28 protein-coding genes and 1 other RNA gene are annotated in these 25,961 nt (G+C 61.7%); 17 read left to right on the top strand and 12 right to left on the bottom strand.

Translation table 11 applies throughout. From position 1 onward, the window contains the following. Nucleotides 1-290 precede the first annotated feature (290 nt). The 3 genes from AC3WTO_RS13760 (at nt 291) to AC3WTO_RS13750 (ending at nt 2,771) form a co-directional block, all read left to right on the top strand. Nucleotides 291-656: a hypothetical protein gene (locus AC3WTO_RS13760; protein ID WP_492461282.1), complete on the top strand. Its 366-nt coding sequence runs from the start codon at nt 291-293 to the stop codon at nt 654-656. 221 nt (nt 657-877) lie between these two features. After that, nucleotides 878-1,255 carry a DUF2934 domain-containing protein gene (locus AC3WTO_RS13755; protein ID WP_492461281.1) on the top strand — a complete coding sequence of 126 codons (378 nt, stop codon included), beginning with the start codon at nt 878-880 and terminating at the stop codon, nt 1,253-1,255. A gap of 313 nt (nt 1,256-1,568) precedes the next feature. Beyond that, a complete protein-coding gene (locus tag AC3WTO_RS13750) occupies nt 1,569-2,771 on the top strand; it encodes an aromatic ring-hydroxylating oxygenase subunit alpha (protein ID WP_492461280.1) in 1,203 nt (400 codons plus the stop codon). Nucleotides 2,772-2,822: 51 nt separating this feature from the next. Here AC3WTO_RS13750 and AC3WTO_RS13745 read toward each other — a convergent pair whose 3' ends face one another. Further along, nucleotides 2,823-3,689 (bottom strand): helix-turn-helix domain-containing protein, encoded by an 867-nt coding sequence (locus AC3WTO_RS13745; protein ID WP_492461279.1) that lies wholly within the window; start codon nt 3,687-3,689, stop codon nt 2,823-2,825. 132 nt (nt 3,690-3,821) lie between these two features. On the opposite strand from AC3WTO_RS13745, the gene AC3WTO_RS13740 reads away from it, so the two are divergent. Continuing rightward, nucleotides 3,822-4,754 carry a phytanoyl-CoA dioxygenase family protein gene (locus AC3WTO_RS13740; RefSeq protein WP_492461278.1) on the top strand — a complete coding sequence of 311 codons (933 nt, stop codon included), beginning with the start codon at nt 3,822-3,824 and terminating at the stop codon, nt 4,752-4,754. Between the two features lie 125 nt (nt 4,755-4,879). Next, complete coding sequence (locus tag AC3WTO_RS13735; protein ID WP_492461277.1) at nt 4,880-5,767, top strand: DMT family transporter; 888 nt, start codon at nt 4,880-4,882, stop codon at nt 5,765-5,767. Between the two features lie 37 nt (nt 5,768-5,804). Here the strand turns inward: AC3WTO_RS13735 and AC3WTO_RS13730 are convergent, their stop codons facing one another. Then, the gene (locus AC3WTO_RS13730; RefSeq protein WP_492461276.1) at nt 5,805-7,223 is read right to left on the bottom strand and encodes an aminotransferase; all 1,419 of its coding nucleotides are present in this window, start codon (nt 7,221-7,223) and stop codon (nt 5,805-5,807) included. 296 nt (nt 7,224-7,519) lie between these two features. Here AC3WTO_RS13730 and AC3WTO_RS13725 point away from each other — a divergent pair, with 296 nt between their 5' ends. From AC3WTO_RS13725 to AC3WTO_RS13715, 3 genes are read left to right on the top strand one after another with little or no spacing between them, the layout of a single operon-like run. Then, complete coding sequence (locus AC3WTO_RS13725; RefSeq protein WP_492461275.1) at nt 7,520-8,440, top strand: ABC transporter permease; 921 nt, start codon at nt 7,520-7,522, stop codon at nt 8,438-8,440. Beyond that, entirely contained in the window at nt 8,437-9,267 is an 831-nt protein-coding gene (locus tag AC3WTO_RS13720; protein WP_492461274.1) for an ABC transporter permease, read from the top strand. Before AC3WTO_RS13725 ends, AC3WTO_RS13720 begins: the two co-directional genes overlap by 4 nt. 37 nt (nt 9,268-9,304) lie before the next feature. Beyond that, nucleotides 9,305-10,372: an ABC transporter ATP-binding protein gene (locus AC3WTO_RS13715; protein ID WP_492461544.1), complete on the top strand. Its 1,068-nt coding sequence runs from the start codon at nt 9,305-9,307 to the stop codon at nt 10,370-10,372. Between the two features lies 1 nt (nt 10,373). On the opposite strand, the gene AC3WTO_RS13710 is transcribed toward AC3WTO_RS13715, so the two are convergent. Then, complete coding sequence (locus AC3WTO_RS13710; RefSeq protein ID WP_379122629.1) at nt 10,374-10,694, bottom strand: ArsR/SmtB family transcription factor; 321 nt, start codon at nt 10,692-10,694, stop codon at nt 10,374-10,376. Nucleotides 10,695-10,745: 51 nt separating this feature from the next. Here AC3WTO_RS13710 and AC3WTO_RS13705 point away from each other — a divergent pair, with 51 nt between their 5' ends. From AC3WTO_RS13705 to AC3WTO_RS13685, 5 genes are read left to right on the top strand one after another with little or no spacing between them, the layout of a single operon-like run. Next, complete coding sequence (locus tag AC3WTO_RS13705) at nt 10,746-11,228, top strand: SRPBCC domain-containing protein (protein WP_492461273.1); 483 nt, start codon at nt 10,746-10,748, stop codon at nt 11,226-11,228. A 24-nt stretch (nt 11,229-11,252) separates the two neighbouring features. Next, nucleotides 11,253-11,645, top strand: a complete 393-nt coding sequence (locus AC3WTO_RS13700; protein WP_492461272.1) for a VOC family protein — start codon at nt 11,253-11,255, stop codon at nt 11,643-11,645. Between the two features lie 43 nt (nt 11,646-11,688). Beyond that, a complete protein-coding gene (locus AC3WTO_RS13695; RefSeq protein ID WP_492461271.1) occupies nt 11,689-12,051 on the top strand; it encodes a hypothetical protein in 363 nt (120 codons plus the stop codon). Nucleotides 12,052-12,111: 60 nt separating this feature from the next. Continuing rightward, nucleotides 12,112-12,582: an SRPBCC family protein gene (locus AC3WTO_RS13690; protein WP_492461270.1), complete on the top strand. Its 471-nt coding sequence runs from the start codon at nt 12,112-12,114 to the stop codon at nt 12,580-12,582. Between the two features lie 8 nt (nt 12,583-12,590). Continuing rightward, on the top strand, nt 12,591-12,950 hold the full coding sequence (locus AC3WTO_RS13685; protein ID WP_492461269.1) for a VOC family protein: 360 nt from the start codon (nt 12,591-12,593) through the stop codon (nt 12,948-12,950). 36 nt (nt 12,951-12,986) lie between these two features. Here AC3WTO_RS13685 and AC3WTO_RS13680 read toward each other — a convergent pair whose 3' ends face one another. The 4 genes from AC3WTO_RS13680 to ssrS form a co-directional block, all read right to left on the bottom strand. After that, nucleotides 12,987-13,751, bottom strand: a complete 765-nt coding sequence (locus AC3WTO_RS13680) for a TerC family protein (RefSeq protein ID WP_492461268.1) — start codon at nt 13,749-13,751, stop codon at nt 12,987-12,989. 98 nt (nt 13,752-13,849) lie between these two features. Continuing rightward, on the bottom strand, nt 13,850-14,674 hold the full coding sequence (locus AC3WTO_RS13675) for a TIGR00282 family metallophosphoesterase (protein WP_492461267.1): 825 nt from the start codon (nt 14,672-14,674) through the stop codon (nt 13,850-13,852). Between the two features lie 8 nt (nt 14,675-14,682). Continuing rightward, entirely contained in the window at nt 14,683-15,264 is a 582-nt protein-coding gene (locus tag AC3WTO_RS13670) for a 5-formyltetrahydrofolate cyclo-ligase (RefSeq protein ID WP_492461266.1), read from the bottom strand. Nucleotides 15,265-15,378: 114 nt separating this feature from the next. Beyond that, nucleotides 15,379-15,535, bottom strand: a non-coding RNA gene (gene ssrS, locus AC3WTO_RS13665) — 6S RNA. Between the two features lie 238 nt (nt 15,536-15,773). On the opposite strand from ssrS, the gene AC3WTO_RS13660 reads away from it, so the two are divergent. The 3 genes from AC3WTO_RS13660 (at nt 15,774) to AC3WTO_RS13650 (ending at nt 17,591) form a co-directional block, all read left to right on the top strand. After that, complete coding sequence (locus AC3WTO_RS13660) at nt 15,774-16,613, top strand: AAA family ATPase (RefSeq protein ID WP_492461265.1); 840 nt, start codon at nt 15,774-15,776, stop codon at nt 16,611-16,613. A gap of 142 nt (nt 16,614-16,755) precedes the next feature. Then, the gene (locus AC3WTO_RS13655) at nt 16,756-16,980 is read left to right on the top strand and encodes a hypothetical protein (protein WP_492461264.1); all 225 of its coding nucleotides are present in this window, start codon (nt 16,756-16,758) and stop codon (nt 16,978-16,980) included. A 167-nt stretch (nt 16,981-17,147) separates the two neighbouring features. Continuing rightward, on the top strand, nt 17,148-17,591 hold the full coding sequence (locus AC3WTO_RS13650; RefSeq protein WP_492461263.1) for a GNAT family N-acetyltransferase: 444 nt from the start codon (nt 17,148-17,150) through the stop codon (nt 17,589-17,591). A gap of 39 nt (nt 17,592-17,630) precedes the next feature. On the opposite strand, the gene AC3WTO_RS13645 is transcribed toward AC3WTO_RS13650, so the two are convergent. After that, complete coding sequence (locus tag AC3WTO_RS13645; RefSeq protein ID WP_492461262.1) at nt 17,631-18,674, bottom strand: glycoside hydrolase family 25 protein; 1,044 nt, start codon at nt 18,672-18,674, stop codon at nt 17,631-17,633. A gap of 177 nt (nt 18,675-18,851) precedes the next feature. Here AC3WTO_RS13645 and AC3WTO_RS13640 point away from each other — a divergent pair, with 177 nt between their 5' ends. After that, nucleotides 18,852-20,042 (top strand): vWA domain-containing protein, encoded by a 1,191-nt coding sequence (locus AC3WTO_RS13640; protein WP_492461261.1) that lies wholly within the window; start codon nt 18,852-18,854, stop codon nt 20,040-20,042. Between the two features lie 80 nt (nt 20,043-20,122). On the opposite strand, the gene AC3WTO_RS13635 is transcribed toward AC3WTO_RS13640, so the two are convergent. The 4 genes from AC3WTO_RS13635 to AC3WTO_RS13620 form a co-directional block, all read right to left on the bottom strand. Beyond that, nucleotides 20,123-20,707 carry a CarD family transcriptional regulator gene (locus AC3WTO_RS13635; RefSeq protein ID WP_054313823.1) on the bottom strand — a complete coding sequence of 195 codons (585 nt, stop codon included), beginning with the start codon at nt 20,705-20,707 and terminating at the stop codon, nt 20,123-20,125. A gap of 366 nt (nt 20,708-21,073) precedes the next feature. Then, nucleotides 21,074-21,412: a ferredoxin FdxA gene (gene fdxA / locus AC3WTO_RS13630; protein ID WP_024922886.1), complete on the bottom strand. Its 339-nt coding sequence runs from the start codon at nt 21,410-21,412 to the stop codon at nt 21,074-21,076. A gap of 151 nt (nt 21,413-21,563) precedes the next feature. After that, entirely contained in the window at nt 21,564-21,950 is a 387-nt protein-coding gene (locus AC3WTO_RS13625; RefSeq protein WP_492461260.1) for an RNA-binding S4 domain-containing protein, read from the bottom strand. Between the two features lie 46 nt (nt 21,951-21,996). Beyond that, on the bottom strand, nt 21,997-25,287 hold the full coding sequence (locus AC3WTO_RS13620; protein ID WP_492461259.1) for a helicase-related protein: 3,291 nt from the start codon (nt 25,285-25,287) through the stop codon (nt 21,997-21,999). Nucleotides 25,288-25,961 lie beyond the last annotated feature (674 nt).

The raw sequence follows: 25,961 nt of genomic DNA, 5'->3' as shown, positions 1-25,961 counted from the left end.
CAAGAAACGTCTGGGGGTGAGCCTGTCTGGGTAAGGTTTAGCGACTTTCGCCTGCCGTTTGGTGAACCCAATTGGTAAACCGAAGTAAAACGGCCCAGGCGCTTTTTGATGGCGCGGCGCTCGTTAACACGCGAATTTTATTTATGTTCCCTCGTCATTCGGTCCCACTCTTGAGAGTGACCCTATTGAGGACACCAATTGGTCACGAAATGACCCGCTGAGCGGCGGCTTCAGGACTCATTGTCGCATTCTGCTGGTCGGCAGCGGGGGCCAACCGGAAAGGGAAACCCATGCACAAGGCTCTGATGCTTGTGGCAAGCATTTCTTTCATCGGCGTCGTAGCGGCGAATGCTCAATCGTCGGCAACGCCACCAACACCGGCCAATCCGCCGGCGGCGGCGCCAAGCGAAGCTCCAAAGATCCAGCGCATCAATGTGGTCGACGTCAGCGAATTGCCCCAGGCAACGCAGAAAGAGGTCGAGCAGGTGGTTGCGCAAGGCACAGACGACAGCCTCAAGCAGCTGCGCAGCAACATCGACGCCGTTCCAGAAGCCAAGGCCGCCCTCAAGGCCAAGGGTTCGACATCGGCGCAGGTTGTCGCTACCAGCATGGGCCAGGACGGCACCTTGACGCTGATCACCAGGAAAAACAGCTAGTCTCGGCTGGACAACCCCCGGCTTCGGCCGGGGTTGTCATGGCTGCCGATGCATCTCGGACAGGCGGCGAAGCTGCCTTGCATTGCCGCCCCGGGAAATGCCGTCGATCTCAAGCACTTGCCACCGCCTCCGCCTTGCGGAAATATGCAGACGTTCAACCTGCGGCTGCGCATGGTTCGCTGCGTCGCGCGGGTATGCGTCGAACATCAGGAGAGATGTCCATGGCAGACGACAGGCAAGAACGCATCCGTCAGCGCGCCCACGAGATCTGGGAGCGCGAAGGTCGGCCCCATGGCGCACATGAGCGCCATTGGCATCAGGCCGCCGGCGAGATCGAGTCCGAGGAAAGCAAAGGCGGAAAGCCCGCACGTGCTGCCAGCACGAAATCCGCCAAGGTCGCGGCTCCCGAAAAGGTGGCCAAGCCCAAGGCTGCGGTGAAACCAGCAAAAGCGCCCGCCAAGGCAGCAGCCTCCGCAAAGGCTGTCGCTGCTGTGACGAAAGCGCCCGCCAAGGCTGCAAAACCCGCAGCAAAGACCGCCGAGGCGAAACCAACCGCCAAGAAAGCCGCGAAGCCTAAAGCGCCTGCCAAGGCAGGATAGAACCAACGCCATCAGTGCCGCTTGAGGAAGGCGTCCCGGGGACCGCAAAGGCCCCTCGGGAACATGTCTATTTGTGCTTTTTGGCAGGCGGGAAGTGGTGAACGCCGCCCTGAAAGCGGCCTGACCTCCGTCCCGTTTTCGCACCCAGGACAGCCTGCGCTGGACAGCGATTAAGTAGCGGGAAAGACGGGAAAATTCCCGTCCAACCGCTGCCGCGTCTTCGCATCTGCGAACAATCAAAATTCACAAACCATTGCATTTCAATGATAAATATGCTCTTATTGAATGGACATTCAATAAGAAAGCACTTGTGATGAACCCACATTTTCGCGATGTGGCGATCCCCAATGATTGGGACCGCAGCGGCTTGCCGGGTTGGGCCTACCACTCCGACGCGCTGCTGGAACTGGAGAAGGAGCACCTGTTCCGAACCCACTGGCAGATCGCCGGCCATGTCTCCGACGTACCCAATCCCGGCGACTATCTGACCATGGATGTGGTCGGTGAACGCGCCCTGATCGTGCGCGGCAAGGACGGCGTTGTGCGGGGCTTCCACAATCTGTGCCGGCATCGCGGCAGCCGGGTGGTGGCTGACAACCAGGGGCATTGCGCCAACGCATTGGTCTGCCCCTTCCACGGTTGGGTGTACAATCTCGACGGCACGCTGCGCGGCGCCGCACGCCCCCGCTCGTTCCCCGAACTGGACAAGACCGAATTCGGCCTGAAGCCGCTCGACCTGGAAATCTGGATGGGCTTCGTCTTCATCCGCTTCCGCGACGGCGCCCCCCAGCCGACGGTGGCCGAATTGTTGAAGCCGATCGAGGCCGAGTTTGCGCCGTATCGCGCTGCCGAGATGGTGCCATCCTGGGGCATCTGGACCCAGAAAAGCCCGGTCAACTGGAAGTCGGTACGCGACGTCGACAATGAAGGCTACCACGTCGCCATGGCGCATCCGGCGCTGCAGGACCTCTATGGCTCGACCTATTACGACGAACCCTTCGTCAACGGCCTGTCGCGCTCCTTCGCCACCTACAATCCGCATGCCGGCCGGCGCTGGAGCGTGAAGAACTACGTGCGCATCGCTCCGGAACCGCAGCACCTGCCCGACGCACAGAAGAAGGCCTGGATCTACTACAGCCTGTTTCCCAATTCGGTGATCTCGGTGACGCCGGAATCGGTGCAGTTCTACCAGGAGTTCCCACTGTCGACAGGCGAGACGCTGCTGCGGGGCGCCATCTACCGCTACGCCGACGAAAGCCGCGAGCAGGCCGCAGCGCGCTACCTTGCCTTCCGCATCGATCGCGACACCATGGCCGAGGACGTGCAGCTTTCGGTCTGGTCGAACGAGTCGATGCTGTCGGAAGCCTTCGCCGGTTTTTATCTGTCCGATCTCGAATATGGCGTGCGCACGCATCACGACCATCTGCGCCAGCGGCTGCCGGTTTTGTCGCTGGAAGCCCAGCCGGCCGAAAAGGACATGGAAGCGCTCAACGCCGCACTGCTCAGCCGGGTGTGACGGACCTGGCCGCCTCCGACCGGTAAGCGGTGATGAAGTTGTGTGACAGCTCTACCCGCACAGCCTGAAGCGCGCGCGGTAGTCGCGTGGCGACATGCCGCGCAGGCGACGGAAATGCCGGTTGAAGTTCGCGAGCGAGCCGTAACCGACGGCGCTCGCAATGTGCTGGATCGGCTGGCTGGTCCCCGACAGCCGAGCACAGGCATCGCCGATGCGCAGGCGAATGATGTAGTCCGAAATCGTCGCGCGCATGTGGCGGCGAAACAGCCTATGCGTTCCCGAAACGCTGAGCGCGGCGATGCCGGCGAGTTCCTCCAGCCGGATCTCCCGCGCATAGAATTGATGGATGTGGGTCAGCACCCGGTCGATGCGTTCTCCGCCTGCGTCCCGTTCCATCGGCACCAGAGCTTCACTGGAAAGCGGCTCTGTCTGGTCATCCTCCGTCAGCTTGCTGAGAATGGCCAGCATGGCAAGCAGCCGCTCCGGCGCAGGCAGATCGAACAACTGCTTGAAGTCGTCGGCAAGCGCGATCGCCGACGCCGTCGAAAAGCGCAGCCCGGTGCCGGCCTTGGCGACGAGAGCCGCGACGGCGCCAAGTTCTATCGAGGCATTGGCGAGCGCTTCGATCCATTCCTGCCGGAACCACACCACCAATGCGATATGCGGCAAGGCCGGATCGAGTTTTTCGGAAGACGACCATGTGTGCGGCAAGTTCGAACCGACCAGGACCAGATCGATGCCGTCGAAGGCACCGACATGATCGCCGATGAAGCGGTGTCCGCGCGAATTCAGCGTCAAGGTCAGCTCGAGTTCCGGGTGGTGATGCCACTGGAACGGGATGCCGTCGTCGAGCCGCCGGTTCAGCATGCTCCAGGAGGCATCAGGGCTTGCCGGCACGCGTTCAAGATAAGGCCTCATGCAGCGTCACCATACTTCAAGACGCCAGAATAGTATCGGAATTTGCCGGTGCAGGACAACACTGTCTCGCTGGCGACCCTATTCTTCTGCCTATGCCTCGTCATTGGGGGCCAGCCAGGGAGAGAGACCGCCATGCAAGCAGCAGCCGTAAAGGATCACCACCCGACCACGACGATGGCGACCCAGTTGAAGGACATCGACAAGACATTGCCGCTGCGCGTGCTGTCGGAAGACGATTGGCAACACTGGATCACCAATGGCTACGTCATCGTGCGTCAGGCCGTGCCGGCAGAGAACGTCAAAAGGCTGGTGGATCTGTTGTGGCGCTTCGACGAGAAGGACCCGACCGATCCTTCCACCTGGTACGCGCCACAACGGCGCGAGCACAAGATGAAGGAGCTCAACAACACCGGCATGCTGGAGATCTACAATCACCAGTACCTCTGGGACAATCGCATGGAGCGGCGCATCTACGACGCCTTTGTCGATATCTGGGACCGCGAGGATCTTTGGGTGACGATCGACCGCGCCAACCTGAATCCGCCGAAGAAGGTCAAGGGCAATCCCAACGGCTTCATCCACTGGGATGTGGATACCTCGATCCGTCCACTGCCGATCGGCGTGCAGGGCGTACTCAGCCTGCAGAAGCAGGACGGCAATGTCGGCGGCTTCCAATGCGTGCCGAAGCTGTTCTCCGACTTCGAGGCCTGGGAGAAGACCCAACCTGCGGACCGCGACCCGATGCATCCCGACATGACGGGCCAGTCGGCCGTCAACATCGAGATGGAAGCCGGCGACCTGATGATCTTCAACTCGCTGCTAGCCCACGGCGTGCGCCCCAACCATTCCGACAACCGCGTGCGCATGGCGCAATACATCTCCATGCATCCGGCGGAATGGGACAATGAGGCGGAACGCCAGGAACGCATCCGCCTGTGGCGCGAACTCGACCACCCACAGCGTGACGCATTCCCGGGCGACCCGCGCGATTGGGAAAAGCATAACGCCAAGACCGCAAACCTGACCCCGCTCGGTGAGAAACTGCTCGGCCAGGCACGCTGGTAGGACCATCGGCCGAGACGACACCACCACTCCCTTCTTCGCTCACGCTGAGGAAGGGAGTGAATTCAGCCTCTCTGGATCAATGTCTTGAACTGTAACGCCATGAGGCTTCGCGCTAGAAGCCGCGCATGAGCGCATCCCCCGGCCTATCCCCGCAGACCCGAGGCATCTTGCTGATGGCTGCGGTGGCCTTTGCGATACAGATCGTCGACGGGTTGGCGAAATATCTGAGTGCTGACTATTCGCCACTCTTCATCGGCTGGGCCCGTTATGCGGTGGCGACGATCATCGTGCTGCCTTACGCCTTCGCCCGCCATGGCCGGCAGGTGTTTCCCTCGGAGCGCATTGGCGCGCACATGCTGCGCACCATTCTGCTGGTAACGGCGATGTCGCTCTACTTCGTCGCCATCACGTTCATCCCGCTGGCCACGGCCATCAGCGCTTACTTCATCGCCCCCATCATCGGCATGGTGCTGTCGGTGCTCATTCTCAAGGAGCGCATGACACCGGTGAAGGGCATCAGCCTGGTGCTCGGTTTCGCCGGCGCCATGGTGATCCTGCAGCCGGGCAGTGCGATCGACCCGGGCATCCTGCTGGCGCTGGCCTCCGGCCTCTGTTTCGCGTTTTACATGATCGTCACCCGCAAGGCCGCAGTGGAAAGCGACCCGCTGAAGACGCTCGCTTTCCAGTGCGCCTTCGGTGCGCTGATCCTGCTGCCACAGGCACTGTTCACATGGTCGACGCCAGCTCCCAGCGACCTCATCTTCTTCGCCGGGCTCGGCATCTTCTCGCTGATCGGCCACTTCATGCTGATCCTCGCCTTCCGGCTCGCCGAGACGTCTGTGCTGGCACCACTGGTCTATCTCGAGCTCGTGGGCGCCGCCGTCATCGGCTACCTCGCCTTCAATGAGGTCCCGGGCCCGGCTACGATCGGCGGTGCGGCCCTCATCGTCTTCGCCGGCCTGATCTTGCTCTGGCAGAGCAAGACGGCCAGCGTCGACGAGCCGGCGGCCTAAAGCAATCCCGGCAAAAGTGCGTAGCGACGCTCCAACGTCAGCCCTGCCACAGCCTTTCGCGGCGCAGATCCTCCATCGTCCGGGAAATGCCTTCCCGCAGGATAGCCACTATCGTGTCGATCTGCTCGCGCGTGATGATCAGCGGTGGCGACATCACGCACATATTGATCAGCGGCCGCACCAGCAGCCCGAGCTCATGGCAATGCGCATCGATGCGTGCCCCGACCGCCTTGTCCAATTGCAGCGGATTCCTGCTTTCACGATCCGCCACGCAGTCCACGCAGGCCATCAGCCCCAGACCGCGCACCTCCCCGACCAACGGCAGATCCTCGAGCGTCCTCAACTGCGCCTGGAAATAAGGGGCAATGGCGCGCGCGTGCGCCAGCACCTCGTTTTCCAAGATGTCGAGGTTCTTCAACGCCAGCGCGCAACCGACCGGATGGCTGGTATAGGTCAGCCCATGCGCGAACATCGCATCCGGATGGTTGGAGCGGCGCAGTTCCTCCAGCAGCCGTCCCGACATGATGACGCCGCCCAGCGGGAAGTAGCCGGAAGTGACACCCTTGGCGAAGGTGATCATGTCGGGGTCAAGCCCGAACACATCGCCGGATGCGAAGACATGGCCGAGCCGGCCGAAGGCCGTCACCACCTCGTCGGAGACGTACAGGATATCGTTCTCGCGGCAGATTTCACGAATACGTCTCAGATAGCCATCCGGCGGCACGATGACACCGCCGGAGGCCTGCACGGGTTCGCCGACAAAGGCGCCGATCCTGTCGGCGCCGATCGTTGCCACCCGGTCGCGGAACTCGTCGACCAGCCGATCGGCAAAATCGCCAACATTCATTTCCGCCGGCCGGCGGAACGGATCGGGCGAGGACAGCTTGATCACCAACTCGTCGGCGCCGTCCATCCAGTCGCGGTCGCGCGGGCGGCCGTTGAGAGATGCCGCCAGATAGGTTGAGCCGTGATACGCTCCGCCGCGCGACAGGATCAGCTTCTTATCCGGCCTACCGCGCACATTGTTGTAGAACTGCATGAAACGCAGTGCCGTCTCCACCGCGGACGACCCCCCGGTGGTGAAGAACACATGGCTGAGGTCGCCGGGCGCCGCCGCCGCGATGCGCCGCGCCAGCTCCGCCGAAGGCGCATTCATCGTGTACCAGGGCGTGTTGTAGGAGAGCTGCATCGCCTGCTCATACATCACGCGCGCCAGCTCCTCGCGGCGATGGCCGACATTGGTGCACCACATGCCGGCCGGACCGTCGATCAGTCGCTTGCCGTCGCTGTCCGTGATGTAGATGCCGTCGCCGTCACCGATCAGCGCCCGCGCCTCGGCACCGACGTTGCCCGCCACCGGCCAAGGCTGCACGAGATGACGCCGAGCCAACTCGACGGCGTCGTCCGGCATCTCCGCACCCGGCTTGCTGCTTATCGTCTCTCGCATCGCCGCCATCACAGCCTCGTGCCTGTTCCGTTTCGATGTGCCACTCAAACCTTTGCATAACGTGGGTTTCCAACACATATTTTGAATGGCCGTTCAATCAACATCGCAGAAATACTGCTTGATTTCAACCGCCGGATGCGCATGATGATGGAAGCCGGCAAGAGGACAGTCGCCGACGGTGCACAAGCACAGGGCGGCTGGATCTCGACAAGAAAATGCGGGAACGCCCGGCAGGGAGGCAGCATGGCGGGACAATCCAGGCCTGCAACCATTCACACAGCCCGAGCGCTGCCCGGAGTGTTGCAATGACGGCAGCCGCGGAAGGGTCGCCGCCGCTGGCCGCGGACGGCATCAGGCGAAGGCCATCCTTTCTGCAGTCCGAATCTTTTCAGGGCCTAGCCCTGATCAGCCCGACCCTCCTTTACGCCCTCATCCTGCTTCTGCTGCCGATCCTGGTGGTGTTTGCCCATTCGTTCTGGACGCAGAATTACCTCACCATCGACCACACCTTCACACTGCAGAACTACCGCACCGCGCTGACCGAGCCGATCTATCTCGACCTGCTGTGGCGCTCGCTGTTCGTGTCGCTTCTCGTGTCACTGCTCACGGTGGTGCTGGCCTACCCGATCGCCTATTTCATTTCCTTTCACGGCGGCCGTCACAAGGGACTGTGGCTCTTCCTCATCACCATCCCCTTCTGGACCAGCTATCTGCTGCGCGTGATGTCGTGGAAAGTCATTCTTGGCTACAACGGCGTGCTCAATTCCGGCCTGATGGGGCTCGGCCTGATCAGCGAGCCTTCGACCGCCCTGCTCTACAACACCAGCGCCGTCATCATCACGCTCACCCATGCATGGGCGGCCTTCGCCATCCTGCCCATCTTTGTATCGCTGGAGAAGGTCGATCGCACGCTGATCGAGGCAGCCAAGGATCTCGGCGACGGCCCCTTGCGTTCCTTCCTGCGCGTCACGCTGCCGCTGTCGGCACCCGGCATCATCTCGGCACTGCTCATCGTGATGATCCCGACGGTCGGCGACTATGTCACCCCGAAGCTGGTCGGCGGCAAGGATGGCGTCATGATCGCCAATGCCATCCAGGCGCAGTTCGGCAAGGCGGCAAACTGGCCGCTGGGCGCAGCGCTCTCCGTCACGACCATGGTCGTGGTCAGCCTGATGGCTGGCGCCGCCGTCTTCCTCATCCGCACCGCCGCGAGGCTGGCGCGATGACGGGTTTCAGGCGCTTCCTGCCCACCGGCACTTCCTGGCTCACCGCCTATGCCTTTCTCTATATCGGCTTCCTCTATCTGCCCGTGGTGTTCCTGCCGATCTTCTCGATCAACACTTCGGCCTCGCCGAAATTCCCGCTCGCCGGCACCACGCTGCAATGGTACCGCGACCTGCCAAAAACGCCGGCGCTCATCGATGCGGCCTGGAACAGCCTGATCGTCGGCGTCTCTGCCGCCGTGCTCGCCACCACTTTCGGCATTCTTGCCGCCCGCGCCATCACGCGCTACCGCTTCCCCGGCCGGCGGCCGATACACGGCCTGATCATGGCGCCGCTGGTGCTGCCGGAAGTCATCGTCGCCATCTCCATGCTGCTGGTGATGCTGCAGCTGGGCCTGAGCCTCTCGCTTTTCACCGTCGTTCTCGGCCACGTCCTGATCTGCATTCCCTATTCGATGTCAGTGCTGACCTCAGGCTTCGAAGGGTTCGACCGCAGCCTGGAAGAAGCCTCGGCCGACCTCGGCGAGAGCGCCTTCGGTACATTCCGGCGCGTAACTTTGCCGATGGTCATGCCTGCCATCATTTCCAGCCTGCTGGTGTCCTTCACCATCTCGCTCGACGATTTCATCATCGCATTTTTCCTCACTGGAACCGATGCAACGCTGCCGATCTACATCTGGGGTCAGTTGCGTTTCGCCGCCAAACTGCCGGGCGTGCTGGCGCTTGGAACGCTGCTGCTCATCGGCTCCTTCGTGCTTCTGTCGATTGCCGAAATCCTGCGCCGGCGTGCCGCGCGGCGCACCCAATCCGAGGGACTTCAGCATGCCTGACCGGCCAATGCCCGACCGCAACCCCACAGAGCGGCCGATGATCGTGATCAGGAGCGTCACCCGCAGCTACGGTGCCTTCAAGGCGCTGGACGACTGCAGCCTCACCATTCGCGAGGGCGAGTTCTTTTCCTTGCTTGGTCCCTCCGGCTGCGGCAAGACCACGCTGCTCAGGATGATCGCCGGCTTCGACAATCCGACCAGCGGCACCATCGTCGTCGACGGACAGGAAATGGTCGGCGTGCCGGCCAATCGACGTCCCACCAACATGGTGTTCCAGAGCTACGCCATCTTTCCGCATCTCAATGTCGAACAGAACGTCGCCTACGGGCTGAAGCGGCTGAAACTCGATCCCACTGAAGAGAAACGGCGCGTCGACGAAGTGCTCGCCATGGTTTCGCTGAATGGGCTCGGCAAACGCGGCGCGCACGAACTCTCCGGTGGCCAGCGGCAACGCGTGGCGCTGGCGCGCGCATTGGTGATGCGGCCGAAAGTATTGCTGCTCGACGAACCGCTGTCGGCGCTGGACAAGAAACTGCGCGAACAGATGCAGGTGGAGCTGCGCCGCCTGCAACAGGCGGTCGGCATCACCTTCATCCTGGTCACCCACGACCAGTATGAAGCGCTTGCCATGTCTGATCGCATCGCCGTGATGTTCGGGGGCCGCATCGCCCAGATCGCTTCGCCGAAGGAAATCTATCAGCGGCCGGTCAACCGCCAGGTCGCCGACTTCCTTGGCGGCATGAATTTCGTGAAGGCGGAGATCGTCGAGGAGAATGGCTCTTCCATCACCGTCGACACTCTGGGCTTCGGCCGCATCACCACGGAAAAGCCGAAGGCTTTCACCGGCAACGGCGCCACGCTCGGCATCCGGCCGGAGCGGTTGCGTGTGTTGTGGGACAGCGCAACCGCCAAGCATGAAGTGTCCGGCACCGTGGTCGAGCGCCACTATTTCGGCGAGATCACGCATCTCATCGTCGAGATCCCTGGTCTGGAAAAGCCGCTGTCGGTAACCGAGACCAACGACTTCGGCGCTGATGACATTCCGGTCGGCGCGCCCATTCGCCTCGCTTACGATCGCGACGCGCTGGTCGCGATGGCAGAGTAAATCACCCCAGGTCAGCCTTCAGCCGGTCGAGAATCGACACGGCATGGGTGGCGTATTCGCTGATCCAGCGATCGTGGATGCGCTTGATCGGTAGCGCATCCAGATGGTTCCAGCGCTCGCGGCCTTCACGACGGGCGACGACCAGGCCGGCATCCTCCAGCACCTTCAGGTGCATCATCACCGTGCAGCGATCCATGTCGGCGAAGATCTCGCACAAGGTGCCCGTCGTTTTCGGCCCGTCTTTGAGTTCGTCGAGCAAAAGACGGCGGCGTGGATGCGCCAACGCCTTGAAAACATGATCGTCTTTCGCTTCACTTGACATGTTATGTTTTTATAACATGATAGGGAAGATTTCAAGCAGAAGGCTGTGGACATGTCTATTGCAATCAGGGTTTCGGGACGCATCGGAAAACCTGTCGCCGAGGTCTTCGACGCCGTCGTCAATCCAACCAAGCTCAGCGGCTATTTCACCACCATTCGCGGCGCTTCCGCGCCGCTGGTCGCGGGCACCACGGTGACCTGGTGGGGCGAAATCCCCGTTGAGGTCGACGAGGTTGTGCCGCCGCAGCGCATCGTGCTGCGCTGGGACGGCAGCGGACCGAACGAGATACCGGCCTACAAAACCCGCATCGAGATGAATTTCGAACAGCTCGACGACGGCGGTACCTTCGTGACCATCGCCGAGGAAGGCTGGCGCGAAGACGAGGCTGGCCGCAAGCGCTCCTACATCAATTGCGAAGGCTGGTCGCAGATGCTGGCCTGCATGAAGGCCTATGTCGAACACGGCATCAATCTGCGCGACGGTTACTATCGCTCGGAAATGAGAGGCGAGCCGGCCAACCCCGACAATATCTGATCCACCGGACGAGGAGAACAGGCCATGGCGACAGCAGCGCCGTTCCTGATGTTCGAAGGTCGGGCCGAGGAAGCCCTGGCCCTTTACTGCAAGACCATTCCCGGCAGCCGCATCATCGAGATCGACCGCTACGGCGCGGGCCAGGCCGGACCTGAGGGCTCGATCAAGCTGGCTCGCGCCGAAATCGCCGGCCTCAAGGTCATGTTCAGCGACAGCTATGTCCAGCACGCTTTCACGTTCACACCATCAGTGTCGCTGTTTGTCACCTGCGCCAGCGAGGACGAGCAATCCCGCATCGTGCAGGCGCTTGGCGAGGGTGGCGGAATGCTGATGCCGCTCGACAACTATGGCTTCAGCCGGCGTTTTGCCTGGCTGAACGATCGTTTCGGCGTTTCCTGGCAAATCAATCTGCCCTGATCGCCGTCTCACCGAATCTGAACCCCTCTGCAAGGACTCCCCGATGACAACCAGGATCGAAGGCGGCATCAACATCGCCATGAAAGTGCCGAGCCATCAATATGAGGCGACCATCGCCTTCTATCGCGACACGGTTGGCCTGGCGCCAATCTCCGAGAAGGCGCCGGCAATCGGTTTCAAGCTCGGCCCCAACCAGCTCTGGATCGACGAGGACGCAACGATGAGCCAGGCGGAAGTCTGGCTGGAGCTGTTCACGCCCGATTCCGGCGGCGCTTTGAAACAACTGGCGGAAGCCGGTGTGGTGCGCTGCGACCCGATCGAACCGCTCGGCGATGCGTTTCGCGGCGGCTGGATCATGAACCCGGCCAATATCGTGCACATGGTGCGCGAGCCCGACGCCTGGTGACAACCAACCAGCCGCACCGCCTCACCCCTCGGCTTGAGCCGAATTGAAACGGAGGATCGAATGGAACTGCGTGAAGCCCCTGCCGCCAACACCGGAATGCTCATCCGCAAACCGGTGGCCGAAGTCTATGAAGCCTTCATCGACCCGGCCGTCACCTCGAAGTTCTGGTTTACCCACGGCAGCGCCCGGCTCGATTCAGGCGAGCCCATCGAATGGGAATGGCGCATGTATGACTTCAAATCGCCCGTTGCCGTCAGGCAGCTGGTCAAGAACGAGAAGATCGTCGTCGGCTGGGGCGAACCGGGGACCACGGTGGAATGGACCTTCAAACCGATGCTGGACGGGACAGCCACTTTCGTCGCCATTCGCAATTTCGACTTCCAGGGTGATGCCGAGCAGCAGGTCAAGACGGCGGTGGACTCGACGGACGGCTTTGCGCTTGTCCTCGCGGGCGCCAAGGCCTGGCTCGAACAGAGCATCACGCTTGGGTTGATCGGCGACCGGCATCCGACCGGCGTGCCGTCTGCATAGGTGCGATCATGCAAACGACTTTTCGCGGAATCTTCCTGACGTCGGCGACCCCCGCAAAAACCGCCGATTTCTATCGACGTGTCGCCGGCCTGGCGCTCGAACAGGTTGGTTCGCCGGGCAGCTACATCTACTGGCGCATCGACCGCGACGGCGTTCAGCTGGCGATCCATGACGCGACGGCCTTCGCCACCTACACGCATCCCCCTCTGGCCGGCTCGAACCTGACCCATTTATATTTCAAGATCGATGACCGCGAAGGCTTTGTTGCCAGATTGAGGGAGCTCGCCATCGAGCCTTTTGCGATCGACGATGTCGTCGTCACCGTCGAGGATCCCGACGGCCGCAAGGTCATGTTCGGCACGGCCTGAAGATTGTCCGTCTCATTGGAGACGGACAATGTCCCTTCAATGCCCGTCGCTCTTCTTCGTCTTCCTGCGCCGCGCCAGCATGTTGAGCGCCTCGACCAGTGCCGAGAAACCCATGGCGGCATAGATGTAGCCCTTCGGCACATGGTAGCCCATGCCGTCGGCAATCAGCGTCATGCCGATCATCAGCAGGAAGCCGAGCGCCAGCATGACGATGGTCGGGTTCTTGGCGATGAAGTTGGCGAGCGGTGCCGCCGCCAGCAGCATGACCAGGACCGTGACGATGACCGCTATGTACATGATGGCGATCTCGTCGGTCATGCCGACGGCCGTGATGATGGAATCGACCGAGAAAACCAGGTCGAGCAGCAGGATTTGCACGATCGCGCCGCCGAGACTGATCTGCAGCGTCTCGCCGATCATCGAATCCTGATGATCCTGCGGGTCGACGGTGTGATGGATTTCCTTGGTCGCCTTCCACACCAGGAACAGGCCGCCGGCGATCAGGATCAGGTCGCGCCAGGAGAAGTCATGGCCGAAGGCGCTGAAAACCGGCGCGGTCAGCCCGACAATGATGGAGATGGTGGCAAGCAGCAGCAGCCGCATGATGAGTGCGGCACCGATACCCAGCCGCCGCGCCCGGGCTCGTTGGGCTTCCGGCAGCTTGTTGGTCAGGATCGAGATGAAGATCAGGTTGTCGATGCCGAGAACGATCTCGAGCGCGATCAGGGTCAGCAGGGCCACCCAGGCAGTCGGATCATTGACGAAGGCGAAATACGGCGCAAGGAACTCGATGATCTGCATGGAGGTCGTCTTCCCCTTGAACGATCTGAAGCAGCTGGAGCAAACGGAAACGCTCTACGTTCGGCGGCAGTTAGGTACGGTGGCTCCCGTCTTCAATGTCACAGCCAGAAGGACGGGACCGTTTCTTCCAGTCTCGGTCCGCGGCGAAACGGCGCAACACGTTCCGCCAGGCCCGTACGGTCGGAGATGTCGACACCGACGCCGCAGATCGTAGCAGGTCCGTTGGCTGCCTCGAAACGGCCTTTCGGTACTTTCGAGAGAAACCGGTTCAGCGGCTCCTCTTTGTCCATGCCGAGCGAGGAGTCATAGTCGCCGCACATGCCGGCATCGGTCAGATAAGCGGTTCCGCCGTTGAGGATCTGATGGTCGGCGGTCGGCTGGTGCGTGTGGGTACCGACAACCAGCGAGGCACGGCCATCGACGAAATGCGCGAAGCAGATCTTCTCGCTGGTCGCCTCGGCATGGAAATCGATCACCACGGCATCGGCCTGCTCGCCAAGCGGACAGGCGGCGAGTTCGCGCTCGCCGGCCTGGAACGGGTCATCGAGTTCGGGATGCATGAACACCCGCCCCATGATGTTCGCCACCAGGACGCGTGCGCCGTTACGCGCGATGTAGACGCCCGAGCCGCGCCCAGGCGTGCCTTTCGGGAAATTGGCCGGCCTCAGGAACCGCTCTTCGCGCGGCGCGAAGTTGAGGGCATCGCGCTGGTCCCAGACATGGTTGCCGGTTGTCACCACATCGGCGCCGGCGGCGATCGTGTCGCGGAAAATCTCTTCGGTAATGCCGAAGCCACCGGCAGCATTCTCGCCATTGACGATGACGAAATCCAGTTTGAGATCAGAGATCAGTCCGGGCAGCTGTTCCCACACTGCCGTGCGGCCCGTCTTGCCCACCATATCGCCCAGAAAAAGCAGCCTCATGCCGCCATCTATAACGGCTGCGCGAACCGCCGCAACCCGCCCTCTGTCAGGATTTCGGGGATGACCACATCATGCGGCTCGTCCGGCACTTCACTCACTTCCTGGCAATCGAAGGCGATGCCGATCAGGCGTGGTTGTTTGCCGGCGTCATGCAGCCTGCTGATCGCCCTGTCATAGTAGCCGGCGCCATAACCGATGCGATGACCGCGGGCATCGAATGCGGCCAGCGGAATCAGCATGATATCCGGGTCGAGCACCTCAGCGTCCTCGCCGGGACCATGCGTACCGAAGCCCATTTCGACCAGCGCCGCGCCGCGCACCAGCTCGCGAAAGGCAATCGTGGTCTTGTCGAGGATCGCCGGCAGGCACAGCCGCGCGCCATGTTCGCGTAGCGCGAACATCATCGGCCGTACATCGACCTCAGAGCGCATCGGCCAGAAACCGGAAACGATCGCGCCGGGCTCAAAGGAAATGTTGTCACGCGCGGTTTCCGCCATCTCGAGCGACGCTTCGATGCGCCAGAACGGGTCAAGGGCGTCACGGCGGGCCAGCGCGTCCCTGCGTAGCTGTTTCTTGCGTTCCTTATGCATGGTGGGAAGGCGCTCCTGTCGGTCGCAACGGCTATGCCATGGCACGACATGACGCGTTGTCGCAACGGCGACCTTTGCGCAGCCTTGCTCGCCAGAAGGGGATGGAGAAAGAGGTGACGATCCACGCAACCGGTGGAGAAGTCGATCCCGGGAACCTACAAAGTAGGTGGGCGCCATATGTCCGAACCCACGGGTCCGGTCAGGGACAGCTCCCTTCGAGATCGATAAGGCCCCGGGGAAATGTCTCTCCTGCCGCGAGACGCAGACCGTCACTGGCGAATATAGAGCGCCACCGACCGGCTTGCCAGTGGATATCGTTACAATACCGCCTTTTGACGAAGCCCAATCCTGTGATTTGCCCTGTCAGCGACCGTATCCGGAGCGTTTCCGCTCTCCACGGAAACCCGGAAATGCTCCGGCTTTCTTTTTTGCGCAATTCCGGACGCAAAACCGCTACGCGTTTTTGCTGGAATTGCTCTAGGGTCTCGGCAATGGAATTGGAGTTTTCGATGCGTTTTGAAGGAACATCGGCCTATGTTGCCGACAAGGACCTGATGGTGGCGGTGAATGCCGCGATAGCGCTGGAGCGGCCGCTGCTGGTCAAGGGCGAACCGGGCACCGGCAAGACCGAACTCGCCCGCCAGGTCGCGGCCGGCCTTGGTCTCGATCTCATCGAATGGAACGTGAAATCCACCACCAAGGCGCAGCAGGGCCTCTATGAATACGATGCCGTCTCGCGCCTGCGAGACAGCCAGCTCGGCGATGCGCGTTTCAACGACATCCACAACTACATCAAGCGCGGCAAGCTGTGGGACGCCTTCGCGGCCGGCAAGAAGATCGTGCTGCTGATCGATGAGATCGACAAGGCCGACATCGAGTTCCCCAACGACCTGCTGCAGGAACTCGACCGCATGGAGTTCTTCGTCTACGAAACCGGCGAGACCATCCGCGCCGCGGTGCGCCCGATCGTCATCATCACCTCCAACAACGAGAAGGAACTGCCGGACGCCTTCCTGCGGCGCTGCTTCTTCCACTATATCCGCTTCCCTGATGTCGACACGCTGCATCGCATCGTCGATGTGCATTATCCGGGCATCAAGCAGAACCTGGTGCGCGCCGCGCTGACGCAGTTCTACGAAATCCGTGAAGTGGCGGGCCTGAAGAAGAAGCCGTCGACGTCCGAAGCGCTCGACTGGATCCGCCTGCTGGTTGCCGACGATGTCTCACCGGAGGATCTGCGCGCCGACCCGAAAAACGCTCTGCCCAAGCTGCACGGTGCGCTGCTCAAGAACGAGCAGGATGTGCATCTGTTCGAACGCCTGGCCTTCATGGCCAGACGCCAGGGGTGAGAAACGCGACCGCCTGGCGAGCGCTCGGACACGATGAGGGCGCGAACTGGCCCCAAATCGACCCCACTCGGCTTCCAGGATGAGATGCCGCGCGAAGCGGACATGTCATTTCCCGATGCAACAACTGGTGGAAGGAAGTTCGATGAACAAGATGGTCTTGATCGCCACTCTGGTGATGAGTTCAAGTGTCTATGCTGTGGCCGCCGACCTGCCCACGCTGGAACCAGCAACACGCGAACGCACAATTCCGACCTATACGATGTCGCAACTGCCTAAGTCCGATCACGCGAGCACGCTTCCCACATTGACGCCCGCGCATCTCATTGCCGACTTGAATGAGCCTCGCATGCCGACCATCCAACAATGATGGTGTGACGACTACCCAACCTCGCGGAGCGAGGCCGGGTAACGGAACGATGACTGGCTCACAACAGCTCGGCTCGGCGTGATTAACAACGAAAAGGCGCGCGCTGTGCCATCGCTTTGGCACAGCGCGACACGTAAAACGGCCGGGCACCAAAGGGGATCCGAGCCATGACCGTCACCGTCCGTCCGCTTGAACAATCAGATCACGCCGAATGGCATCGGCTGTGGACTGCCTACCTCAAATTCTACAACACCGTGCTGCCGGAAGAGACCTATCAGCTCACCTGGAAGCGGTTGTTCACACCTGGCGACTATGAACCGCGCGGTTTCATCGCTCTTGTCGACGGCAAGCCGGTCGGCCTCACTCACTATATGTACCACCGCTCCTGCTGGGCCGAGGCGAACAACTGCTATCTGCAGGATTTGTTTGCCGATCCGGAAATCCGTGGCAAGGGCGTCGGCACTGCTTTGATCGACGCAGTCAGGCAGGCCGCCAAGGCGGTCGGCGTCGTCAACGTCTATTGGATGACGCACGAAACCAATGCCACCGCGCGCAAGCTCTATGACCGCGTGGCGCGGCGCACCGGTTTCATCGAATACGACCTGATGTAAGCTTGGCAGCCGGCGGGACCATTCGGGTCCCGCCTTTCCTTAGCTGGATTTGTCAGCGACCCAATCGTGCCAGTCGTCTTCCGAACCATGGAAGGCGTTGAGGTCGATCTTGCCGGCGACGCCATGCGACAGTCCTGAACCCGAATACTGCCAGAACACCCACTTGCGGCCGGGATAGACCTTGGAGGGGTGCTGCGCCACCGCGCGCAGCCAGAACGGATAATCCAGGAATGCACCCCGCAGATTGTCGCGGTAGAAATCGGGCGCAGTGTAGATGATCGGACGCTGGCCATAGTGCCGTTCCAGCTTGTCCATGAACACCTGCATCTTCTCCTGCACCTTCTCGCGCGAGAGACGCCGCTTGCAGCTGGATTCGCCGTTGTATTCGACATCGATGACCGGAGGCAGAGCACCGGCGACCTTGGGCACGTTGCGGATGAACCAGTCGGCCTGCTCGCCGGCAGTGCGGCACCAGTAGAAGAAGTGATAGGCGCCGCGCCGCAGGCCGGCTTCGTTTGCCTCACGCCAGTTCTTTTTGAACATCGGATCGAGATGGTCGCCGCCGTCGGTCGCCTTGATGTAGGCGAAGTTGGCGCCCTGCGAGCGCAGCCTCGCCCAGTCGATATCGCCCTGCCAGCGCGAGACGTCGACGCCGTGCACCGCCAGCTGCCTCGGCGAGGTGGCACGGCCGAAGTTGATCGGCTTGGCGTCGCGGAAACGGCGCGCATAAACGTCGGCGCGCACGATCGCCGCCTTGCGGATCACCGGCTTTTCCGCCGGCGTCAGGATTGCCGGCTTCATGGCGGGCAGTGGCATGGACGGCATGTTCGGCTGCGACCCGGCGAAGGATTCGACCTCTGGCACCTCGGGGACAGGCGTTGTCATCGCCATCTGCGGGGCGGGAGCCTCGCGCAATTCGGACTTGATGCTGGCGCTCGGCACCGGGCTGTTCGGCCGGGTGATCGAGCTGGTCGTCTCGGAGGACGGCCCCGGTGACAGGACTTCGTCCATGCCGGAGCTGGAAGCGCAGCTGGCGAGCGCCGCGCAGGCAAGCAGAATTGCCGACACCGTGGTGAAACGCATGAGAACCCGTACGCAAGAACAAGAATCGGAGACGGGTGCCGATACAAAACTCCCGCCAAGGCAATTGCTAACGGGAAATTACCAAAAAAGGCTGAATCTTATTTTTACCATGAGTGTGGCCGTGCGACAGCCTCCGCCACCCTTGCCTCCGCGCGCGCAGCGACGCACAGTGACGCCATGTTCATCCCGTTCTTCCTCGAACTGAAGGCCGCCAAGGTGCCCGTCTCGCTGCGGGAGTACCTGACTTTGCTCGAGAGTCTGGAAGCGGATCTCGTCAGCTATGACGTGGAGGGTTTCTATTATCTCGCCCGTGCCACCCTGGTGAAGGACGAGCGCCATATCGACCGTTTCGACCAGGTCTTCTCGCACTACTTCAAGGGCGTGGAGGCCCTATCAGGCGAAGACGGCGTCGATGTTGCGGCACTCCCTGAAGAGTGGTTGCGCCGGCTGGCGGAAAAGACGCTGACCGAGGAGGAGAAGAAGCTGGTGGAAGCGCTCGGCGGCTTCGACAAGCTGATGGAGACGCTAAGACAGCGGCTCGAAGAACAGAAAGGCCGCCACCAGGGCGGTTCGAAATGGATCGGCACCGCCGGCACCTCGCCTTTCGGTGCTTATGGCTACAACCCCGAGGGCGTGCGCATCGGCCAGGCAGAAAGCCGCAACCGCCGCGCCGTGAAGGTGTGGGACAAGCGCGAGTTCAGGAATTTCGACGACTCTGTCGAGCTCGGCACCCGCAACATCAAGGTGGCGCTGAAACGCCTGCGCCGCTGGGTGCGCGAGGGGGCTGATGAAGAGCTCGATCTTCCGGGCACCATTCACGCCACCGCCGAACATGGCTATCTCGACGTGCAGACCCGGCCGGAACGGCGTAACGCGGTGAAGCTGCTGATGTTCTTCGATGTCGGCGGCTCGATGGACGATCACATCAAGGTGGTGGAGGAGCTGTTCTCGGCGGCCCGTGCGGAATTCCGGCAGCTTGAATATTTCTACTTCCACAACTGCGTCTATGAAGACGTCTGGAAGGACAATCGTCGTCGCTACACCGAGAAGATCCCGACCTTCGACGTGCTCCACAAATACGGCCACGACTACAAGGTCATCTTCGTCGGCGATGCCTCGATGAGCCCTTATGAAATCGTCTCACCAGGTGGCGCGGTCGAGCACTGGAACAAGGAAGCCGGCATTGCCTGGCTGCAACGTGTGCTCAACCAATGGCCGAACGCGGTCTGGTTGAACCCGACCCGCGAGCAGCACTGGAGTTACACGCACTCCATCGGCATGATCCACGACGTCTTCGGCGGCCGCATGTACCCGCTGACACTGATCGGCTTGGAGACCGCGACAAAACAACTGTCGCGGAAACACTGAACCCGTTTCTTGCTGGATACCAGGCCAACAAAAAACCCGGCCGAATGGCCGGGTTTTCGTAAATTCGAGAAGAGAAGTGATCAGGCAGCTTCTTCCTGTTCGGTTTCTTCGTTGTCAGCCTTGGCACCCCGCTTAGGGCCCTTGTTGAGGTTGACCTCGATCAGGCGGACAGCTTCGGTTTCCGACATACGGTTCACAGCCGCGATCTCGCGGGCCATGCGGTCGAGCGCAGCTTCATACAGCTGACGTTCGGAATAGGACTGCTCCGGCTGGTTCTCGGCGCGGTAGAGGTCGCGCACGACTTCCGAGATCGAGATCAGGTCGCCGGAATTGATCTTCGCATCATATTCCTGAGCGCGGCGCGACCACATGGTGCGCTTCACGCGGGCACGGCCCTGCACGACCTTGAGCGCGCGATCGACATAGTCGGTCTCGGAAAGCTTGCGCATGCCAATCGACGTCGCCTTGGCGACCGGCACCTTCAGGCGCATCTTGTCCTTCTGGAAGTCAATGACGAACAGCTCCAGCTTGTGGCCCGCCACCTCTTGCTCGTCGATCGAGACGATCTGACCGACGCCATGCGCCGGATACACGATGAACTCACCGGTCTTGAAACCGTGACGGGCTGCGGATGCGGACTTCTTCTGCGGGGTTGTCGTTGCCATTACGCCCTGAACTCCTTGTTGTGACGCCGGCAGGCCTCTGCCGGCAGAACTGGGGCTGCCGGATCAGGTCCGGCCTGGAATGCCACACAACAAGCGAAATCCTCCGGAAAAAGCCTGTGCCGGCCAATCGCAAAATTGCGTTCGCCTGGCCCAGAGAGCTCTGGTCCGGAAATAGGAAGTCACCTTTCGATGATTAGGGGCGTGTTCGCCATAAATCGACGTTGTGTCACCGGCATGTTTTTTCCGTGTAACACAAAAACTCGCAAGAATCAAGATTTTGCTGCATTCGCGAAGGACAAGCACTACCCCGCTCGTCAAGACGGTTAGCACAATCCTGCTGTTAAAGCTGGGGATTGCCCTGGACCGTCAGTCGCCGCCGCCCGGCTCCGCGGAGAAGTATTTCTCGAACTTCTCGGTCTCACCGTCGAACTGCTTGGCGTCAGCCGGAGCATCCTTCTTGGTGGTGATGTTGGGCCATTTCTCGGCGTATTCGGTGTTGATCTGCAGCCACTTGTCGAGACCCGGTTCGGTGTCCGGCTTGATGGCGTCGGCGGGGCATTCCGGCTCGCACACGCCGCAGTCGATGCACTCGTCCGGATGGATGACGAGCATGTTCTCGCCTTCGTAGAAACAGTCGACCGGACAGACCTCGACACAATCCATGTACTTGCATTTGATGCAGTTGTCGGTGACGAGGTAGGTCATGGCCGGCTCCGGGAAAGTCCCGTTCTTCTATCTATTGTTGCCGGTCAGGTAACGTCTTTGGCCAGCGCTTGCAAGACCGGTGCATTCCAACGAATTGGCCCAGGCGGGTTTTGCATTCCAACCGCCGTGCCGCAGCGGGCCTTTATGCTCCTCAATCCCCATCGCGCAGGCGATCGGTTTGCCGCCTCTCCTTCTTGGTCGGACGACCGCTGCCGGTGTCGCGCAACGGTACGATGGCATCCGGCAGCGCCTCCTTGCTGGCCGTCGGCGCCGGCGACATGTCCTCGTAAAGCGTACGCGCTTCTTCCGCCGGGCCGCGTCTGGCACCCGGCGCCAGCACTTTCCAGACCAGGATCCTGCCGTCGAGCGTGATGGTCAAAACATCGCCGACCTTGACCAGATCGGATGCCTGCGCTGCTTTGTCGCGGTTGATGCGCACACGACCAGCGACCGCCAGCTTCGCCGCCAACGATCGCGATTTCACGGCACGCGCGAAAAACAGCCATTTGTCGATGCGCTGGCGACCCTCGGCAACCATCGGGTCAAAGACCGAGGCCGCCAGCCGAGGGACACGGGCTTTCCATCTACTTCTTCAACTGGTCGCGCAGCGCGGCCAGCTTGGCGAAGGGCGAGTCCGGATCGAAGCGCACGGGGCGTTCCTCGCGCGGCTTCGCCTGGAAGGCGGGCTTGCCGCCCTTGCCTTCCGGCCGGCGACCATCCTGCTTCCCTTTCCACTCGGGACGACCGTCGCGCCGATCCTGGCGCTCGCCATGCGGTTTGCCGGCAGGACGCTCCTGTCGTCCGCCTTCGCTATTGGCGCGCCCCTTGGAACGATCGCGCGAGAAGCGTTCGCGGTTGTTGCCCTGGTCGGCGCCCTCGCGGTCGGAACGCTGGCGATTGTTTTCGCCGACCGCCTGTGCGTTGCGGCCGCCGCGGTGGTGGCGATTGTCGCGGCGATGATCGAAACGTGCCTGCCGCCACAGCAGGACCGGCTTCGGCTCTTCGCCTTCCGCCTTGCTCGCTTCGCCACCAGGCGCGTCACCTTCGCTTGTGACAGCCTCAACCTGCGGCTCGGCTTCGTTCACCGTCGGCTCGCTCGCCTGGTCCTCGCTGGCCGTCTCCACGGCGGCGACGACCTCTTCGTCAGCGACCTCGGCCGCTTCCGTCTCGTCGGCCTCAACGGCAGCTTCGGCATCATCCGCCACGCTTTCCGCGGCTGCTTCGGCCTCGGGCGCTTCCGCAACCGGCTCCACAACTGCCTCTGCGTCAACCACCGCTGCCTCGTCAACGGCTTCGGCCGCAGCGGGTTCGACCGTCTGTGCCGCTGCCTTTGCGGCGGCATCGGCAGCCGCCTTCGCTTCGGCAGCCTCGCGCACAACCTGGTCGAGCTGCTCGAGCTTCGCCTTGACGTCTGCCGCCTGCTTCGGCTCGGCGCGGTAGCCGAGCCCCTTGAGGATCTCTTCCATGTCGTCGGCGGTCGCACCGAGGATCGACATCATCGGCGGCGTCACCATGAAGGCCTGGCCATCATAGGCACCGTCTGGCCGGACGCCCAGGCCCGGCTTCCAGTTGGTCGCTGGACGGATCAGGTCGGCGAGACGCTCGAGAATGTCGACGCGCACCGCGCGGCGACCAAGATTGCGATAACCCGCCAACCGGTAAAAGGTCTTGTCGTAGGTCGGATCGATCACGATCGAGGTCCGGCCGGAGGCCAGCGCATGGACCACGTCGCCAAAGCCCGGCTTGTCCTTGCCGTCGTTCTTCAGCGCCCAAAGAAGCGTCACCAGGCCAGCAGGCGCCGGCTTGATCAACGAGGGTACGAACACGTGATAGGCACCGAAACGCACGCCGAGGCGGCGCAGCGCCGCGCGACCTTCCTGGTCAAGCGTGCGCATTTCTTCTGCGATGTCGCGCCGGTTGATGAGCCCGAAATGCTCAACGAGCTGGAAAGCAATGCCGCGCGCGATGCCGGTCAACTGTTCGGCATTCTTCATGTCGACCAGTGGCTTCAACAGCAGCTCGACCTGGAAGTTGACGAAACGTTCGGCGCGCGCCGCCACCTTGTCGCGAGCCGGGCCAGTCAATTGTTCGTCGGCAAGCAGCACCAGACGCGGCTTCAATGCGTCTTCGCCGGACACCAGCGTCCCGATCGGCGCGCCGATCCAGCGCAGCACGCCATCCGAACCCAGGGCGATGTCGTTGTTGCCCGACGCAGCAAAACGTTCCGCGCGTGCCTCGAACTCCGAGGCCAGCGCCTTTTGAGCTGCCGAACGCACGGCTTTGGCATCTTCGCCGCCAGCGCCCTGGTCGGCTGTGAAGCGGAACCCTTGCAGTTCGCCGACATGATGGCCCTCGACGAGGACGGTTCCGGTAGGGCTGATTTCGGCTTCGGGCATGGTATTTTCTCTAAGGCGCCGCATGAGGACGGAAGTCCTGCGATCAACAAAGCGTTTCGTCAACCGCTCATGTAGCGCGTCGGACAATCTGTCTTCGATTTCCCGTGTCTTTTCTTGCCAGTGTGTCGGATCGGCAAGCCAACCTGGACGATTGGATACAAAAGTCCACGTACGGATCTGCGCGATACGGTGCGAAAGCGTGTCGATATCGCCCTCGGTCGTGTCGGCGCGCCGCACCTGTTCAGCCATGTAGCTCTCATCGACATGGCCGCGCCTAGCAAGATCCATATAGATGGAGGCGATAAGGTCAGCGTGCTGCGCAGGCGCGATCTTGCGGTAGTCCGGCAAGGCGCAGGCTTCCCACAACAGCGCCACGCGCTCACGGTTGATGGCAAGCGCACGGATCTCGCCATCCTTCGACAGGAATTCCAGCGCCTGCGCATCGACGGCTGGCAGGGCGCGGGTCAAGCCTTCCACCGGTGCATTGGTCTCGATCGAGCGCTTCAATGCGTCCAGGTTGGAAAAATCGAAGGACGGAGTGCGCCATTGCAGCACCTTGACCGGCTCGAAATCATGGCCTTCGATCTTCTGGACAAGGTCTTCGTCGAGCGGGTCGACCTGACCGGTGACGCCGAAAGTCCCGTCGCGAAGGTGCCGACCGGCGCGGCCGGCGATCTGGCCGAGCTCCGCTGCGGTGAGGTTGCGGTATTGATAGCCGTCGAACTTCCTGTTCTGGGCGAAAGCGACGTGATCGACATCAAGGTTCAACCCCATGCCGATGGCGTCGGTCGCAACCAGATAATCGACATCGCCGGATTGATAGAGCGCGACCTGGGCATTGCGAGTGCGTGGCGACAGCGCGCCGAGCACCACGGCAGCACCACCCTGCTGGCGGCGGATCAGCTCGGCGATGCCGTAGACCTCGTCAGCCGAGAAGGCGACGATCGCCGAGCGGCGTGGCAAGCGGGTGAGTTTCTTGGAGCCGGCATAAGCGAGATGGGACAGGCGTGGCCGGGTCACCACCGACACGCCCCGGAGCAGCTTCTGCAGGATGCCGTGCATGGTGGCGGCGCCCAGAAGCAGCGTCTCCTGCCTGCCGCGAAGGTTGAGGATGCGGTCGGTGAAGATGTGGCCACGCTCGAGGTCGCCGGCCAGTTGCACTTCATCGATGGCCACGAACGCGGCATCGGTTTCGCGCGGCAATGCCTCCACCGTATGGACCGAATATCGCGCACCGGCGGGCTGGATCTTCTCCTCGCCGGTCACCAGCGCGACCTTGTTGGCGCCGACCTTCTCGCACAGCCGCGCATAAACCTCACGCGCCAGCAGGCGCAGCGGCAGACCTATGACACCGCTCTCATGCGCGACCATTCTTTCGATGGCGAGGTGCGTCTTGCCTGTGTTGGTCGGACCAAGCACGGCCGTGACGTCGCGGCCTGAGAGGATCAGCGGTTCGTTGGGTTTGGGATGGATGTTCATCGGCCCGGAAAGAAGACCTTTTCCCGTGATCGGCGCCGCCCCTGGAGCAATTCCAGGAAAAGTGCGTAGCGGTTTTCCGTCCGGAATTACGTAAGAACCAAAAAGTTAGAGCGTTTCCACGTTTCCGTCAAAAACGGAAACGCTCCAGCGGCGACAGCGCACACATAGGCATTCAAGCGCCGGAGCGAAAGCAGAATGTTCATGGAAGCGTCGCACCCGATCGTCGCATCCAGCCTTTTGCACCGCTGAATTAACGCCCAGAACGAGTCTGGAACGAATCAGCGACGAATCGCTGACTCTTCTCGATTCACGATTCGTTCACGGCTAGATATGGACCCTATACTGCCGAGTCGCACCACATGCTGAATCGGCTAACCGGTCGAATCCTTCGCTGGCAGCGACTGCCGTTAACTTTTGCCGGCAAGAGGCATCCACCTGCTTGCCGGCTTACGAGCAGTGCTATTCAAGCCGCTGAAAAACCAGCATTTTCTTAACTGGTATTAACCAGATTGAGCACCCAATCGCCGATTTTTGTTAACGATCCGACCAAAGCCGGAACGAATCGACGACGAATCGGCTTTCGGTAAAGTTTCCCGGTTTGTTCACCACAACATTTGGTGTTGTACACAGCTTGTCCACCGATGAATCACAGGCTGGCCAGGCGCTTGTTCGTC

This window comes from Mesorhizobium sp. EU05-FHT14A09 (assembly GCF_058790995.1).
This window is presented reverse-complemented; position numbering and strand designations above follow the sequence as displayed.